The following is a 14,822-nucleotide window of genomic DNA, read 5'->3' as shown; positions in this document are numbered from 1 at the left end:
GGCCCGGCTTTTCAGACGTACCACGATCGCCGGTCCCGACGGTCGACGGCGGCCCCTGGCCGACGTCGACCGCTCGGACCGGCGATCGTGCTGTGCGTGTAGGTTCGCGGCATGTCCCTGGACCACTCCTTCGTCGGCCGCAGCTACCCGCCGACCGCCCCCTATCAGGTGGGCCGCGAGAAAATCCGTGAGTTCGCGACGGCGATCGGTGCCACCGATCCCGCCCACCACGATCCGGAGGCCGCCCGCAAGCTGGGCCACTCGGACGTGGTCGCGCCGCCGACCTTTCCCGTGGTGCTCACCATGGCCGCCAGCCGTCAGCTGATCGAGGACCCGGCACTCGGCATCGACTACAGCCGGGTCGTCCACGGCGACCAGCGGTTCGCGTACACCCGACCGGTGGTGGCCGGCGACGAGCTGGTCTGCGTCAACACCGTCGAGGACATCACCAGCCGCGGCGGACACGAGTTCCTGACCACCCGGACCGACGTCAGCACGACCGCCGGCGAGCCGGTGGTCGCGGTCTGGTCCAAGCTCGTCGTACGCGGGGAGGCCTGACATGGAACTACCCACCCAGACGTTCCGGGTGACCCGGGCGGACCTGGTCCACTACGCCGGCGCTTCGGGCGACTTCAATCCGATCCACTGGAGCGACCGGTTCGCCACCAAGGTGGGCCTGCCCGGCGTGATCGCCCACGGCATGTTCACCATGGCCCTGGTCGGACGGGCCGTCACCGCCTGGGCCGGCGCGCCCGACGCGGTGGTCGACTACAACGTCCGGTTCACCCGCCCGGTGGCGGTGCCGGACGACGACGCCGGGACCGAGATCGTGGTGACCGCGGTGGTCCGTGAGGTCACCGAGGACGGTCTGACCAGGCTCGACATCACCGCGACCTGCCTCGGTGAGAAGGTGCTCTCGCAGGCCCGAGCCACCGTTCGGGCGGCGGGCTGACCAGCGTCGGGCGGCGCGAGGGGTGGACCGGTTGGGAAAGTCGGGTCGGTACCCGTACACTGGTCCGCCGTGGGGCAAGTGACCCCTGCCTGGTCGTGTGACCTGGTGGGGCGAGCGTTGCCGCACAGGGGTGTAGCTCAATTGGCAGAGCAGCGGTCTCCAAAACCGCAGGCTGCAGGTTCAAGTCCTGTCACCCCTGCGCCTCAGGCCTGACCGTTCCGTGGGTCGCGCCACCTCCTGGTGGCGTCCGGCCCGTGGTGGTGGTATCGGCGGAGAGGTTCCGAGGCATTCGGGCCTTCCCGGTCGATCCGCCGGCCGCGGCCCGTCCCGGGACGGTTGGGTCCGGCTGGCGTGACCAAACGCCGCGCACGCGCACCGCGTGCGACCCGACACCCCGCGACGGAGGGCGAAGTGGCCGACAACAAGCGGCGCGGCGAGGACGCCGACGACGACCGCCTGAACGACGACGTCGTCAGTGACAGCGCCGAGGATGACGCCACCGACGCGGAGGAGCCGGCTGCCGGGGGCGGTACCGCCACCCGCGAGCGGTCGAGGACGCGTATCGACGGCGACAAGGTGGGTCCGTTCGGCCGCATCGCGCGTTTCGTCCGCGAGGTCGTGGCCGAACTGCGTAAGGTCATCTGGCCGACCCGCAAGGAGCTGCTGACCTATACGGGCGTGGTGATCGCGTTCGTCACGGTGATGCTGACTATCGTGGCTGTCCTCGACTACGCCTTCGCCAAGGGCGTGCTGTGGGTCTTCGGCAACCCCAGCTGACCGGCTACATGTGCCGATAGTGACGGAAGTGAGCAAGCGTGCCTGAGTACGACGAGACCGCCGAGACCCCGGACGAGCAGTCCACGGTGGCGACGGCGGCTGGTGACGAGTCGGTCGAGGCCGCCAGCGAGCCGGAGTTCGCCGAGACCGAGCCCGTCCCCGACGAGGACTACGACCCGGTGGCGGAGCTACGGCAGAAGCTGCGCTACGCCCCGGGCGACTGGTACGTGGTGCACTCGTACGCCGGTTACGAGAACAAGGTCAAGACCAACCTCGAGACCCGGATCACGTCCCTCGACATGGAGGACTACATCTACCAGGTCGAGGTGCCGACCCGGGAAGAGGTCGAGGTCAAGAACGGCAAGCGTGCCCAGATCCAGGCCAAGGTCTTCCCGGGCTACATCCTGGTCCGGATGGAGCTGACCGCCGAGTCCTACTCCTGTGTGCGCAACACCCCCGGGGTCACCGGGTTCGTCGGTGCGACGGACCGGGCCGACCGTCCGGCGCCGCTCAGCCTCGACGAGGTGCTCAAGTGGCTGGCGCCGACCGTCGAGACCGAGCAGAAGAAGGCCAAGCCGGAGATCAAGGTCCTCGACTTCGAGGTCGGCGACTCGGTGACGGTCACCGACGGCGCCTTCGCCTCGCTGCCGGCCACGATCAGCGAGATCAACGCCGACCAGCAGAAGCTCAAGGTGCTGGTGTCGATCTTCGGTCGGGAGACGCCGGTGGAGTTGAACTTCAACCAGGTCGCGAAGATCTGATCTGACGACCGCTTGCGTCGGGGAGAGATCCCCGGCGCCGGCGGTCGCCACTTTTGTCTGGTTCGTCTGTCCGGCCAACCTCCCCGGTTGGCCGGATTCCGGCCTGCGCTACCCTAGAACGTCACCGTCGTCGTGCCCGCGCTGACCGTGCGCGCCCCGACGTTGGTGTCGTCTGAACATTCCCAGCTCCAAGCCCCAGGAAGAGACATGCCTCCGAAGAAGAAGCTCGTCAAGACGTTCACGCTTCAACTGCCGGCGGGCCAGGCCACGCCGGCGCCGCCGGTCGGCCCCGCGCTCGGCCAGCACGGCGTGAACATCATGGAGTTCTGCAAGACGTACAACGCGCAGACCGAGTCGCAGCGGGGCGACATCGTCCCCGCCGAGATCAGCGTGTACGAGGACCGCACCTTCACCTTCGTGCTGAAGACCCCGCCCGCCGCCCGGCTGCTGATCAAGGCCGCCGGTGTGCAGAAGGGCTCGGGCGTCCCGCACACCCAGAAGGTCGGCTCGGTGACCCGCGCGCAGCTGCGTGACATCGCCGAGAAGAAGATGGCCGACCTCAACGCCAACGACCTCGACCAGGCTGAGAAGATCATCGCCGGCACCGCCCGGTCGATGGGTCTGACCGTCACCGACTGACCTCGGCCAGCACCGACCCGTACGGATCGTGGGAGGGCGCGCGAGCATCGCGGCCCGCCAGAGACCACAGGAGTAGACAGAACATGCAGCGCAGCAAGAGCTACCGCAAGGCCGCCGAGGCCATCGATCGGAACAAGCTCTACAGCCCCTCCGAGGCCATCAAGCTGACCAAGGAGAGCTCCACCGCAAAGTTCGACGCCACGGTCGAGGTCGCGATGCGCCTCGGCGTCGACCCCCGCAAGGCGGACCAGATGGTTCGCGGCGTGGTCAACCTGCCGCACGGCACCGGTAAGACCGTCCGCGTGATCGTCTTCGCCGCCGGCGCGAAGGCCGAGGAGGCCGTCGCCGCCGGTGCGGACGAGGTGGGCACCGACGAGTTGGTCGCCCGGATCCAGGGTGGCTGGCTGGACTTCGACGCGGCAATCGCCACGCCGGACCAGATGGCCAAGATCGGTCGGATCGCGCGGATCCTGGGCCCGCGCGGTCTCATGCCGAACCCGAAGACCGGCACGGTGACCATGGACGTCACCAAGGCGGTGTCCGACATCCAGGGCGGGAAGATCACCTTCCGGGTGGACAAGCACTCGAACCTGCACCTGATCATCGGTAAGGCCTCGTTCACGGAGGCTCAGCTGGTCGACAACTACGCGGCCGTCCTCGACGAGGTGCTGCGGGCCAAGCCGTCCGCAGCCAAGGGGAAGTACCTCAAGAAGGTCACCCTCACCACGACCATGGGTCCGGGCGTCCCGGTCGACCCGAACGCGGTGAAGAACCTGCAGGAGGGCTCGGCCGACAGCTGAGCGCGACCGCCCGGACGGGGCCTCGCCACGATGTGGTGGGGCCCCGTCCGTATGTCCGCTGTGGCAGGCTCTCGGCATGTGGCTGGAAGACGTCTGGCTCAGATATCGCCGGCGCGGTCCGTGGGTGCTGCGGGGCACGACGGTGCACCTCGCCCCGGGCGAGGCGGTGGTGGTGCTGGGCCGCAACGGCGTCGGCAAATCGACGCTGCTCCAGTTGGCCGCCGGTGTGCTGCGGCCGACCCGGGGGCGGGTGGCCGACCGACCGGCCGTGGTGGGTTGGGTGTCGGAGCGGTTCCCGGCCGATCAACCGTTCACCGTCGGCGGGTACCTCGTCGCGTCGGCCCGGGTCGCCGGCCTGTCCCGGGGCGAGGCGGATCGGGCCGTAGGGCGGTGGGTCGACCGCCTCGGTCTCGGTCCGTTCCACGCGGTCCGGTTGTCCCAGTTGTCGAAGGGCACCGCCCAGAAGGTCGGTCTGGCGCAGGCACTGCTGCGCCCACCCGGTCTGCTCGTGCTGGACGAACCGTGGGAGGGCCTGGACGCCGACGCCCGCGAACTGGTCCCGCAGGTGGTCGGTGAGGTGCTGGCCGACGGTGGGTCGGTGCTGGTCAGTGACCACCGAGGCGAGACGGCCCGGCTGCCGGGCGCGCGGGGATGGACGGTAGCCGACGGCACGGTGGTCGAGCGGGCGCCGTCCGGCGCGGGCGCGGTCGCCGTGGTCGAGCTGGAGGTCCCGGTCCCGCAGGTCGCCGACACCGTCGCCCGCCTACGCGCCGAGGGCCACCACATCCTCCGGGTACGCGGACACACCGACCCAGCTGCGGCCACGAGGCCCGAGACCGGACCGCCGTTCGAGGTGGCCCGGTGACCGCGCTGATCCGGTTCCGGCTCGCCGGCTTCCTGCGTACCGGCCGCGCCCTGGCGCCGGTCCTGGCCGGCCTGCTGACCCTCGCCGTCCTCTACGGCGGCGGCCGGGCCCAGCCGGCGGAGGCGTACGGCGTCTCGGCGGTGGTGCTCTTCCCGGTACTTGCCTGGCAGACGAAGATCTTGCTGGACGTGGAGCCGGACGTGCAGCGCCGGCTGGCCCTGGCCACCGTCGGCCCGACGCGGGAGTGGGTCGCCGGTCTGCTCGCCGCGGCGGTGGCCGGTCTCGGCCTGGTCACGGCCGCTCTGGTGTTTCCCTGGCTGGTCGGCGGGGTGACGGGTCCGGTGGTGCCGGGTGACCGCTCGATTCCGGCTGGGCTGGCACTCGGTCTCTGGGGGCACCTGATCGCTCTGCCACCGGCGCTGGCGCTGGGCGCACTGGCCAGCCGGGTGATCACCCGCAGCGCCGGGTACGGTGTCGCCGTGCTCACGCTCGGCGTGGTCGGGGTGCTGGTGATCGGCCGCACCGATTCGGTGGCGCCGTGGCTGGCGCCGCCGGTGATGCCCGCCGCCCGGGCGCTGGCCGGCGCGATCTCCGGCCCGACCGCCCTGGCGCTGACCGGATGGGCGCTTGCCTGGGCGGCGGTGGCACTGACCGGATACGCGCGGGCCCGTCACCGCCGGCCCTGAGGCCGGGCCGCCTCCCGCACCGGGTGAGCGGCGGCACGCTGGGGCAGTTTGGCAGGCTGAGCGGCATCGCGTAGTCTCATGACGTCGTGCATGTTGTTGTGCATGAAGTTCCACCCAGAGACCGCTGGTCACCGTGTCCTGGCACGGTCGAAGGTCCCGCGAAGACGGGCGACCCGCGTAGGGCGGCAAGCGAAACATCGGCAGCATCCTGCGGTCCGCCGACCGTGGTGATCTCCGCCGGCCTCGCCCCGTGCGCCCTGCGCCGGGGCTTTTCTGTTGCCGCGATGCCTCCGCTGCCGTCACAGGCGTTCGCCTGCGACGGTGACCAGCCTCGAGTAACGAGAGAGGAGGGACATGGCGGACAAGCCGATTCGGGCCGACAAGGCCACGGCCGTTGCTGAGCTGACGGACAGCTTCCGGAGCGCGGGTGCCACCGTGCTGACCGAGTACCGCGGTCTGACGGTTTCCCAGCTCACCCAGCTGCGGCGCTCGCTCGGCAAGGAGACGACCTACACGGTCGCCAAGAACACGCTGGCCAAGCGTGCTGCGGCGGACGCGGGCATCGCCGGCCTCGACGAGCTGTTCACCGGTCCTACCGCGCTGACTTTCGTTTCGGGCGACGTCGTCGAGGCGGCGAAGGGGCTTCGCGACTTCGCGAAGGCCAACCCGAAGCTCGTCATCAAGGGCGGCGTCTTCGAGGGCAAGGCCATTTCTGCGGCCGAGGTCACGAAGCTCGCCGACCTTGAGTCCCGTGAGGTGCTGCTGGCCAAGCTGGCTGGCGCGATGAAGGGCAACCTGAGCAAGGCCGCGGCCCTGTTCCAGGCCCCGCTGTCGAAGACCGCTCGCCTGGCGGCGGCACTGCAGGACAAGCGCGAGAAGGAGGGCGCCGAAGCGGCCTGAGGCCGCCCGGCGCACCAACGTTCTTAGGTAAATCATTCAGGAAAGGACGCCAGATATGGCGAAGCTCAGCACTGACGAGCTGCTCGACGCGTTCAAGGAGATGACGCTGATCGAGCTCTCCGAGTTCGTGAAGCAGTTCGAGGAGACCTTCGAGGTCACCGCCGCTGCCCCGGCCGCGATGATGATGGCGGGTCCGGCCACCGGTGGCGCCGCCGCCGAGGCCGAGCCGGAGAAGGACGAGTTCGACGTCATCCTCGACGCCGACGGTGGCAAGAAGATCCAGGTCATCAAGGTCGTCCGTGAGCTGACCGGCCTGGGCCTCAAGGAGGCCAAGGACGCGGTCGAGTCCGCGCCGAAGGCCATCCTGGAGAAGGTCAACAAGGAGACCGCCGAGAAGGCCAAGGCCAAGCTGGAGGGCGAGGGCGCCAAGGTCACCCTCAAGTGACCTGAGCCCCACCTGGCGGCCCCGGCTCAGTGAGCCGGGGCACACCAACTTGCGGCGGGCGGCGATCCGGAACCGGATCGCCGCCCGCCGCACTTGTGGATCCGCCGAGAAGCGGGCATGAGCAGGGCGTCGAAGCGGGCCCTCGGCCCGCTGGAGGCGTCGGCGGCATCGCCCGTCGGTAGGAAAGAGCGACCGATGGCGACAGCGGGCCTTGACGCGGCCCTGGGCTGCCAGGCACGCTGACATCAGCAAGACCTTCCGCGCTTGCGACGGCCACCGCGCGGGTAACGCAGCGAGAGCATCACTCGCCGCCGACACCCGAGCGGACCGGCAGGGACGTTGCGTTCCGAGCGGCCTGGTGCGACCCGTTCACGAGGGTCCCAAGGCATGTTCCGCAACAACCTGCGGGGTGGGCTGGACAGCGGTTAGCCTCTCGGCTACACTGCTAGTTTGCGCTGCCTTCCGACTAGACCCCTGCTCGGAAATGTCCGTTTATGGATATTTTCTGGTGGGGTCATTGGAGTGCACGCGTACCAGCCGTTCTGCAGCACCGGTCCTCGGAAGGACGCATCTTGGCAGCTTCCCGCCCTGCGAAGACCAGTCGTACGTCGAGCGCATTCGCTCCCCGCCGAGTTTCCTTCGGTCGGATCACCGAACACCTCGAGGTCCCCAACCTCCTTGCCATTCAGAACGAGTCCTTCGACTGGCTCGTCGGCAACGAGGGTTGGCAGGGCCGGTCGGCGGACGACCCGCACGCACGCTCGGGTCTCGCGGAAATTCTCGACGAGATAAGTCCCATTGAGGACTTCTCCGGCACTATGTCGCTTTCCTTCTCGGCGCCGCGCTTCGACGAGGTCAAGGCCTCGATCGAGGAGTGCAAGGAGAAGGACCTCACCTACTGCGCGCCACTGTTCGTGACCGCGGAGTTCACCAACAACACCACTGGCGAGATCAAGAGCCAGACGGTGTTCATGGGTGACTTCCCGATGATGACGCCGAAGGGCACCTTCATCATCAACGGCACCGAGCGGGTGGTGGTCAGCCAGCTCGTCCGTTCGCCGGGCGTCTACTTCGACAAGCAGCCGGACAAGACCTCCGACCGCGATCTCTCCAGCGTCAAGGTCATCCCGAGTCGGGGTGCCTGGCTGGAGTTCGACATCGACAAGCGCGACACGGTCGGCGTTCGCATCGACCGCAAGCGCCGGCAGGCCGTCACGGTGCTGCTCAAGGCCGTCGGATGGTCGGCCGAGCAGATCCGTGAGAAGTTCGGCTGGTCCGAGCTGATGATGACCACGCTCGAGAAGGACCACATCGCCGGCCAGGACGAGGCGCTACTAGACATCTACCGCAAGCTGCGCCCTGGCGAGCCGCCGACCCGCGAGAACGCCCAGACCCTGCTCGACAACCTCTTCTTCAACCCGAAGCGGTACGACGTAGCCAAGGTCGGTCGGTACAAGTTCAACAAGAAGCTCGAAGTCGCCGTGCCGATCACCACCGGCACGCTGACCGAGGACGACATCGTGGCCACCGTGGAGTACCTCTGCCGGCTGCACGCCGGTGAGGAGGGCTACGAGGCCGACGACATCGACCACTTCGGCAACCGGCGGCTGCGTACCGTGGGCGAGCTGATCCAGAACCAGGTTCGGGTCGGCCTGTCCCGGATGGAGCGGGTCGTCCGGGAGCGGATGACCACCCAGGACGTCGAGGCGATCACGCCGCAGACCCTGATCAACATCCGTCCGGTCGTGGCCGCGATCCGAGAGTTCTTCGGCACCTCGCAGCTGTCCCAGTTCATGGACCAGACCAACCCGCTGGCGGGCCTGACCCACCGGCGCCGGCTGAGCGCGCTCGGCCCGGGTGGTCTGTCCCGCGAGCGGGCCGGCTTCGAGGTTCGCGACGTGCACCCGTCCCACTACGGCCGGATGTGCCCGATCGAGACGCCGGAAGGCCCGAACATCGGTCTGATCGGCGCGCTGTCCACCTTTGCCCGGGTCAACCCGTTCGGCTTCATCGAGACGCCGTACCGGAAGGTCATCGAAGGTCGGGTCACCGACCAGATCGACTACCTGACCGCGGACGAGGAGGACCGGTTCGTCAAGGCGCAGGCCAACGCGCCGCTGAAGGCCGACGGCACGTTCGTCGAGGATCGCGTCCTGGTTCGCCGTAAGGGCGGCGAGACCGAGGACGTAGCGCCGGGCGCCGTGGACTACATGGATGTGTCACCGCGGCAGATGACCTCGGTCGCGACCGCGATGATTCCGTTCCTTGAGCACGACGACGCCAACCGGGCCCTGATGGGCGCGAACATGCAGCGCCAGGCGGTGCCGCTGGTCAAGGCCGAGTCCCCGCTCGTCGGTACCGGTATGGAGTACCGTGCCGCCGTCGACGCCGGCGACGTGGTCGTCGCCGAGGCCGGCGGCGTGGTCGAGGACCTCTGCGCCGACTACATCACGGTGCACCAGGACGACGGCCACCGCCGGACGTACCTGCTGCACAAGTTCCGCCGCTCCAACGCCGGCTCCTGCGTCAACCAGAAGCCGGTCGTCTTCGAGGGCGACCGCGTCGAGGCCGGCCAGGTCATCGCCGACGGTCCGTGCACCGACGAGGGCGAGATGGCGCTCGGGCGCAACCTGCTCGTGGCGTTCATGACCTGGGAGGGGCACAACTACGAGGACGCGATCATCCTGTCGCAGCGCCTCGTGCAGCAGGACGTGCTCACCTCGATCCACATCGAGGAGCACGAGGTCGACGCGCGGGACACCAAGCTCGGCCCGGAGGAGATCACCCGCGACATCCCGAACGTCAGCGAGGAAATGCTCGCCGACCTCGACGAGCGCGGCATCATCCGGATCGGTGCCGAGGTGGTTCCCGGCGACATCCTGGTCGGCAAGGTCACCCCGAAGGGCGAGACCGAGCTGACCCCGGAGGAGCGACTGCTCCGCGCGATCTTCGGTGAGAAGGCGCGTGAGGTTCGGGACACCTCGCTGAAGGTGCCGCACGGTGAGACCGGCACGGTCATCGGCGTGCGTACCTTCTCCCGCGAGGACGGCGACGAACTGCCGCCGGGCGTCAACGAGTTGGTCCGGGTCTACGTCGCCCAGAAGCGGAAGATCCAGGACGGCGACAAGCTCGCCGGCCGGCACGGCAACAAGGGCGTCATCTCCAAGATCCTGCCGGTCGAGGACATGCCGTTCCTGGAGGACGGCACTCCGGTCGACATCGTGCTCAACCCGCTCGGTGTGCCGGGCCGGATGAACATCGGCCAGGTGTTGGAGACCCACCTGGGCTGGGTGGCGAAGACTGGCTGGAAGGTCAACGGCGACGACGCGGACTGGCAGCGCCAGCTCCAGAGCATCGGTGCCGACGAGGCCGAGCCGGACACCAACGTGGCCACCCCGGTCTTCGACGGTGCCCGCGAGGAGGAGATCTCCGGTCTGCTCGCGTCGACCCTGCCCAACCGGGACGGCAAGCAGCTGATCGGCTCGTCCGGGAAGGCGCAGTTGTTCGACGGTCGCTCCGGCGAGCCGCTGCCCGACCCGATCGCGGTCGGCTACATCTACATCCTGAAGCTCAACCACCTGGTCGACGACAAGATCCACGCTCGGTCGACTGGCCCGTACTCGATGATCACGCAGCAGCCGCTGGGTGGTAAGGCGCAGTTCGGTGGCCAGCGCTTCGGTGAGATGGAGTGCTGGGCGATGCAGGCATACGGTGCCGCGTACGCCCTGCAGGAGCTGCTGACGATCAAGTCCGACGACGTGCTCGGCCGGGTGAAGGTCTACGAGGCCATCGTCAAGGGCGAGAACATTCCGGAGCCGGGCATCCCCGAGTCGTTCAAGGTGCTGCTCAAGGAGCTGCAGTCGCTGTGCCTCAACGTTGAGGTGCTTTCCAGCGACGGCGTGGCCCTGGAGATGCGCGAGACCGACGACGAGGTGTTCCGGGCCGCGGAGGAGCTGGGCATCGACCTGTCCCGGCGCGAGCCGAGCTCGGTCGAGGAAGTGTGACGTTGGGTGCGGTGGCGGGGCGACTCGTGTGGGTCACCCCGCCCCCGGACCTGGACCCGGTCAGCTGTAGCGCAACAAGCGACGTGTGAGGGAATTGAACGTGCTCGACGTCAACTTTTTCGACGAGTTGCGAATTGGGCTGGCGACCGCCGACGACATCCGTCAGTGGTCGCACGGCGAGGTCAAGAAGCCCGAGACGATCAACTACCGCACCCTCAAGCCGGAAAAGGACGGACTCTTCTGCGAGAAGATCTTCGGTCCACAGCGGGACTGGGAGTGCTACTGCGGTAAGTACAAGCGGGTCCGGTTCAAGGGCATCATCTGCGAGCGCTGCGGCGTCGAGGTGACCCGCTCGAAGGTCCGCCGTGAGCGGATGGGCCACATCGAGCTCGCCGCCCCGGTCACCCACATCTGGTACTTCAAGGGCGTTCCGAGCCGGCTGGGTTACCTGCTGGACCTCGCCCCCAAGGACCTCGAAAAGATCATCTACTTCGCCTCGTACGTGGTGACGAGCGTGGACGCCGAGGCGCGTCACCGCGACCTCTCGACGATCGAGAACGAGATCCTGGCCGAGAAGCGGCAGTCGGAGAACAGCCGCGACTCGGAGATCGAGAAGCGGGCCGCCAAGCTCGAGGCCGACCTGGCCGAGCTGGAGGCCGAGGGCGCGAAGGCGGACGTCCGGCGCAAGGTCAAGGAGGGCGGAGAGCGCGAGATGCGCCAGATCCGCGACCGGGCCCAGCGCGAGATCGACCGCCTGGACGAGGTGCTGGACACCTTCCGCAAGCTGGACCCCAAGCAGCTGGTCACCGACGAGCTGCTCTACCGGGAGCTGCGCGACCGGTTCGGTGAGTACTTCACCGGCGGGATGGGCGCCGAGGCGATCAAGGCTCTGGTGCAGAACATGGACCTCGAGGCCGAGGCCGAGAGCCTGCGCGAGACCATCCGCACCGGCAAGGGCCAGCGGAAGATCCGGGCGCTCAAGCGACTCAAGGTCGTCGCGGCGTTCCAGAACACCCGTAACTCGCCGCTCGGCATGGTGCTGGACTGCGTGCCGGTCATCCCGCCGGACCTGCGCCCGATGGTGCAGCTCGACGGTGGCCGCTTCGCGACCAGCGACCTGAACGACCTGTACCGCCGGGTGATCAACCGGAACAACCGGCTCAAGCGGCTGATCGACCTCGGCGCGCCCGAGATCATCGTCAACAACGAGAAGCGGATGCTGCAGGAGGCCGTCGACGCGCTGTTCGACAACGGCCGTCGCGGCCGGCCGGTCACCGGCCCGGGTAACCGTCCGCTGAAGTCGCTGTCCGACATGCTCAAGGGCAAGCAGGGCCGGTTCCGCCAGAACCTGCTGGGCAAGCGCGTGGACTACTCCGGCCGTTCGGTCATCGTGGTCGGCCCGAAGCTCAAGCTGCACCAGTGTGGCCTGCCCAAGCAGATGGCGCTGGAGCTGTTCAAGCCGTTCGTGATGAAGCGGCTGGTCGACCTCAACCACGCGCAGAACATCAAGTCCGCCAAGCGGATGGTGGAGCGGCAGCGGCCGGTCGTGTGGGACGTGCTGGAAGAGGTCATCGGCGAGCACCCGGTGCTGCTCAACCGGGCGCCGACCCTGCACCGTCTGGGTATCCAGGCCTTCGAGCCGCAGTTGGTCGAGGGCAAGGCGATCCAGATCCACCCGCTGGTCTGCACGGCCTTCAACGCCGACTTCGACGGTGACCAGATGGCGGTCCACGTGCCGCTGTCCGCCGAGGCCCAGGCCGAGGCGCGGATCCTGATGCTGTCGTCGAACAACATCCTCAAGCCGGCCGACGGCAAGCCCGTCACCATGCCCACCCAGGACATGATCATCGGGCTCTACCACCTCACCCACCTCACCCCCGGTGAGCGCGGCGAGGGACGGGCGTTCAGTTCGGACGCCGAGGCCCGGATGGCGTACGACAACGGTGAACTGAACCTGCAGTCCATGGTCAAGATCCGGCTGCGGGGCGTCGTCGAGGTCGACAACGGCCCCGGCAGCGAGCCCTGGACCGCGCCCGAGGGCTGGACGCCGGACGAGCCGCTGACGGTGGAGACCACCCTCGGTCGGGTCCTGTTCAACGAGACGATGCCGCAGGGCTACCGCTTCGTGAACTACGAGATCCGCAAGGGTCAGCTCTCGCAGATCGTCAACGACCTCGCCGAGCGCTACCCCAAGGTGGAGTTGGCAGCCACTCTGGACGGGCTCAAGGAGGCCGGTTTCCACTGGGCCACCTGGTCCGGTGTGACCATCGGCATGGAGGACGTGGTCACCCCGCCGAGCAAGCAGGAGATCCTGCAGCGGTACGAGAAGGAAGCCGACCGGATCGACAAGCAGTACCAGCGTGGTCTGATGACCGGCGAGGAGCGCCGCGGCGAGCTGATCGAGATCTGGACGAAGGCGACCAACGAGGTCGCCAAGAACCTGGAGAACTCGCTGCCGCAGGAGAACCCGTTGTGGAAGATGATCCACTCGGGTGCCCGCGGTAACCTGCTCCAGCTGCGTCAGATCGCGGCCATCCGTGGCCTGGTGGCCAACCCCAAGGGTGAGATCATCCCGCGGCCGATCAAGTCGAGCTACCGCGAGGGTCTGTCCGTGTTGGAGTACTTCATCTCCACCCACGGTGCCCGTAAGGGCCTCGCGGACACCGCCCTGCGTACCGCCGACTCGGGTTACCTGACCCGGCGTCTGGTCGACGTTTCGCAGGACGTCATCATCCGCGAAGAGGACTGCGGCACCGACCGCGCCATCCCGATGCAGGTCGGCGAGCAGCTCGACGGGAAGCTGGTCGTGCACGAGCACGCCGAGACCGGCGCGCACGCCCGTACGCTGGCCGACGACATCAAGGCGCCGGACGGCACCGTGGTGGCGGAGCGGGGTCAGGACCTCAACTCGATCCTGGTCGACCGGATCGTGGCGGCCGGCGTCGAGACGGTGCGGGTCCGCAGCGTGCTCACCTGTGAGTCGAAGCTGGGCGTCTGCGCGGCCTGCTACGGTCGCTCGCTGCCGACCGGCAAGACGGTGGACATCGGCGAGGCGGTCGGCATCATCGCCGCCCAGTCGATCGGTGAGCCGGGTACGCAGCTGACGATGCGTACCTTCCACACCGGTGGCGTCGCGGGTGAGGACATCACCCAGGGTCTGCCACGTGTCCAGGAGATCTTCGAGGCGCGGATTCCGAAGGGCAAGGCGCCGATCGCCGACACCCCCGGTCGGATCCGGATCGAGGACGGCGAGCGGTCGCGCAAGATCGTGGTCATCCCGGACGACGGCAGCGACGAGATCGTCTACGACAAGATCTCGAAGCGGGTCCGGCTGCGGGCACACGACGGCGACCACGTCGAGGTCGGCGAGAAGCTCACCGAGGGCACCATCGACCCGCACGAGCTGCTCCGCATCCTCGGCCCGCGGGCGGTCCAGGTCCACCTGACCCAGGAGGTCCAGGAGGTCTACCGCTCGCAGGGTGTGCTCATCCACGACAAGCACATCGAGATCATCATCCGTCAGATGCTCAAGCGGGTGACGGTCATCGACTCCGGCTCGACGGAGTTCCTGCCGGGTGTGCTGGTCGACCGGGCGCTGTTCGAGTCGGAGAACCGCCGACTCGTCTCCGAGGGCGGCGAGCCGGCCGCGGGTCGGCCGGTGCTCATGGGTATCACCAAGGCGTCGCTGGCCACCGACTCCTGGCTCTCGGCGGCCTCCTTCCAGGAGACCACCCGGGTGCTGACCGACGCGGCGATCCACGCCCGCAGCGACTCGCTGATCGGTCTCAAGGAGAACGTGATCATCGGTAAGCTCATCCCGGCCGGTACCGGCATCAGCAAGTACCGCAATGTCCGGGTCGAGCCGACCGAGGAGGCGAAGGCCAAGGTCTACTCGATGACCGGCTACCCGGAGACCGACTACGGCTTCGGGCCGGCCAGCGGCCAGGCAGTTCCGCTGGACGACTTCGACTTCGGGTCGTACCGCTAGATCGC

General features: G+C 68.2%; 12 protein-coding genes and 1 tRNA gene. All 13 read left to right on the top strand.

The window, feature by feature from the left end; all coding sequences use genetic code 11:
* Nucleotides 1-111: 111 nt before the first annotated feature.
* Nucleotides 112-558 (top strand): MaoC family dehydratase N-terminal domain-containing protein, encoded by a 447-nt coding sequence (locus BMY89_RS10710; protein WP_092378710.1) that lies wholly within the window; start codon nucleotides 112-114, stop codon nucleotides 556-558.
* A 1-nt stretch (nucleotide 559) separates the two neighbouring features.
* Nucleotides 560-952, top strand: coding sequence for a MaoC family dehydratase (locus BMY89_RS10705; RefSeq protein ID WP_092378708.1), 393 nt, complete (start codon nucleotides 560-562; stop codon nucleotides 950-952).
* Nucleotides 953-1,078: 126 nt separating this feature from the next.
* Nucleotides 1,079-1,151, top strand: a tRNA-Trp gene (locus BMY89_RS10700).
* Nucleotides 1,152-1,363: 212 nt separating this feature from the next.
* Nucleotides 1,364-1,729 (top strand): preprotein translocase subunit SecE, encoded by a 366-nt coding sequence (gene secE / locus BMY89_RS10695; protein ID WP_092378705.1) that lies wholly within the window; start codon nucleotides 1,364-1,366, stop codon nucleotides 1,727-1,729.
* A 38-nt stretch (nucleotides 1,730-1,767) separates the two neighbouring features.
* Complete coding sequence (gene nusG, locus BMY89_RS10690) at nucleotides 1,768-2,490, top strand: transcription termination/antitermination protein NusG (protein WP_092378702.1); 723 nt, start codon at nucleotides 1,768-1,770, stop codon at nucleotides 2,488-2,490.
* Between the two features lie 207 nt (nucleotides 2,491-2,697).
* Nucleotides 2,698-3,129, top strand: coding sequence for a 50S ribosomal protein L11 (gene rplK / locus BMY89_RS10685; protein ID WP_092378699.1), 432 nt, complete (start codon nucleotides 2,698-2,700; stop codon nucleotides 3,127-3,129).
* An 83-nt stretch (nucleotides 3,130-3,212) separates the two neighbouring features.
* Entirely contained in the window at nucleotides 3,213-3,929 is a 717-nt protein-coding gene (gene rplA / locus BMY89_RS10680) for a 50S ribosomal protein L1 (protein ID WP_092378696.1), read from the top strand.
* Nucleotides 3,930-4,005: 76 nt separating this feature from the next.
* Nucleotides 4,006-4,794: an ABC transporter ATP-binding protein gene (locus BMY89_RS10675; protein ID WP_092378693.1), complete on the top strand. Its 789-nt coding sequence runs from the start codon at nucleotides 4,006-4,008 to the stop codon at nucleotides 4,792-4,794.
* The gene (locus tag BMY89_RS10670) at nucleotides 4,791-5,480 is read left to right on the top strand and encodes a hypothetical protein (protein WP_092378690.1); all 690 of its coding nucleotides are present in this window, start codon (nucleotides 4,791-4,793) and stop codon (nucleotides 5,478-5,480) included. The genes BMY89_RS10675 and BMY89_RS10670 overlap by 4 nt, the downstream gene beginning before the upstream one ends.
* A 354-nt stretch (nucleotides 5,481-5,834) precedes the next feature.
* Nucleotides 5,835-6,380 carry a 50S ribosomal protein L10 gene (rplJ, locus tag BMY89_RS10665; RefSeq protein ID WP_092378687.1) on the top strand — a complete coding sequence of 182 codons (546 nt, stop codon included), beginning with the start codon at nucleotides 5,835-5,837 and terminating at the stop codon, nucleotides 6,378-6,380.
* Between the two features lie 55 nt (nucleotides 6,381-6,435).
* Entirely contained in the window at nucleotides 6,436-6,825 is a 390-nt protein-coding gene (gene rplL / locus BMY89_RS10660; protein ID WP_092378684.1) for a 50S ribosomal protein L7/L12, read from the top strand.
* A 572-nt stretch (nucleotides 6,826-7,397) separates the two neighbouring features.
* Complete coding sequence (gene rpoB / locus BMY89_RS10655) at nucleotides 7,398-10,829, top strand: DNA-directed RNA polymerase subunit beta (protein WP_092378681.1); 3,432 nt, start codon at nucleotides 7,398-7,400, stop codon at nucleotides 10,827-10,829.
* Nucleotides 10,830-10,929: 100 nt separating this feature from the next.
* Nucleotides 10,930-14,817: a DNA-directed RNA polymerase subunit beta' gene (locus BMY89_RS10650; RefSeq protein WP_092378679.1), complete on the top strand. Its 3,888-nt coding sequence runs from the start codon at nucleotides 10,930-10,932 to the stop codon at nucleotides 14,815-14,817.
* Nucleotides 14,818-14,822: the final 5 nt, after the last annotated feature.

Source organism: Micromonospora phaseoli, from assembly GCF_900109115.1.
GTDB lineage: Bacteria > Actinomycetota > Actinomycetes > Mycobacteriales > Micromonosporaceae > Micromonospora > Micromonospora phaseoli.
This window is presented reverse-complemented; position numbering and strand designations above follow the sequence as displayed.

Bases quoted from the DNA above. Each gene is read 5' to 3' on its own strand.
- BMY89_RS10710 (WP_092378710.1), top strand. From the start codon at position 112: ATGTCCCTGGACCACTCCTTCGTCGGCCGCAGCTACCCGCCGACCGCC.
- BMY89_RS10705 (WP_092378708.1), top strand. From the start codon at position 560: ATGGAACTACCCACCCAGACGTTCCGGGTGACCCGGGCGGACCTGGTC.
- rplK (WP_092378699.1), top strand. From the start codon at position 2,698: ATGCCTCCGAAGAAGAAGCTCGTCAAGACGTTCACGCTTCAACTGCCG.
- rplA (WP_092378696.1), top strand. From the start codon at position 3,213: ATGCAGCGCAGCAAGAGCTACCGCAAGGCCGCCGAGGCCATCGATCGG.
- BMY89_RS10675 (WP_092378693.1), top strand. From the start codon at position 4,006: ATGTGGCTGGAAGACGTCTGGCTCAGATATCGCCGGCGCGGTCCGTGG.
- rplJ (WP_092378687.1), top strand. From the start codon at position 5,835: ATGGCGGACAAGCCGATTCGGGCCGACAAGGCCACGGCCGTTGCTGAG.
- rplL (WP_092378684.1), top strand. From the start codon at position 6,436: ATGGCGAAGCTCAGCACTGACGAGCTGCTCGACGCGTTCAAGGAGATG.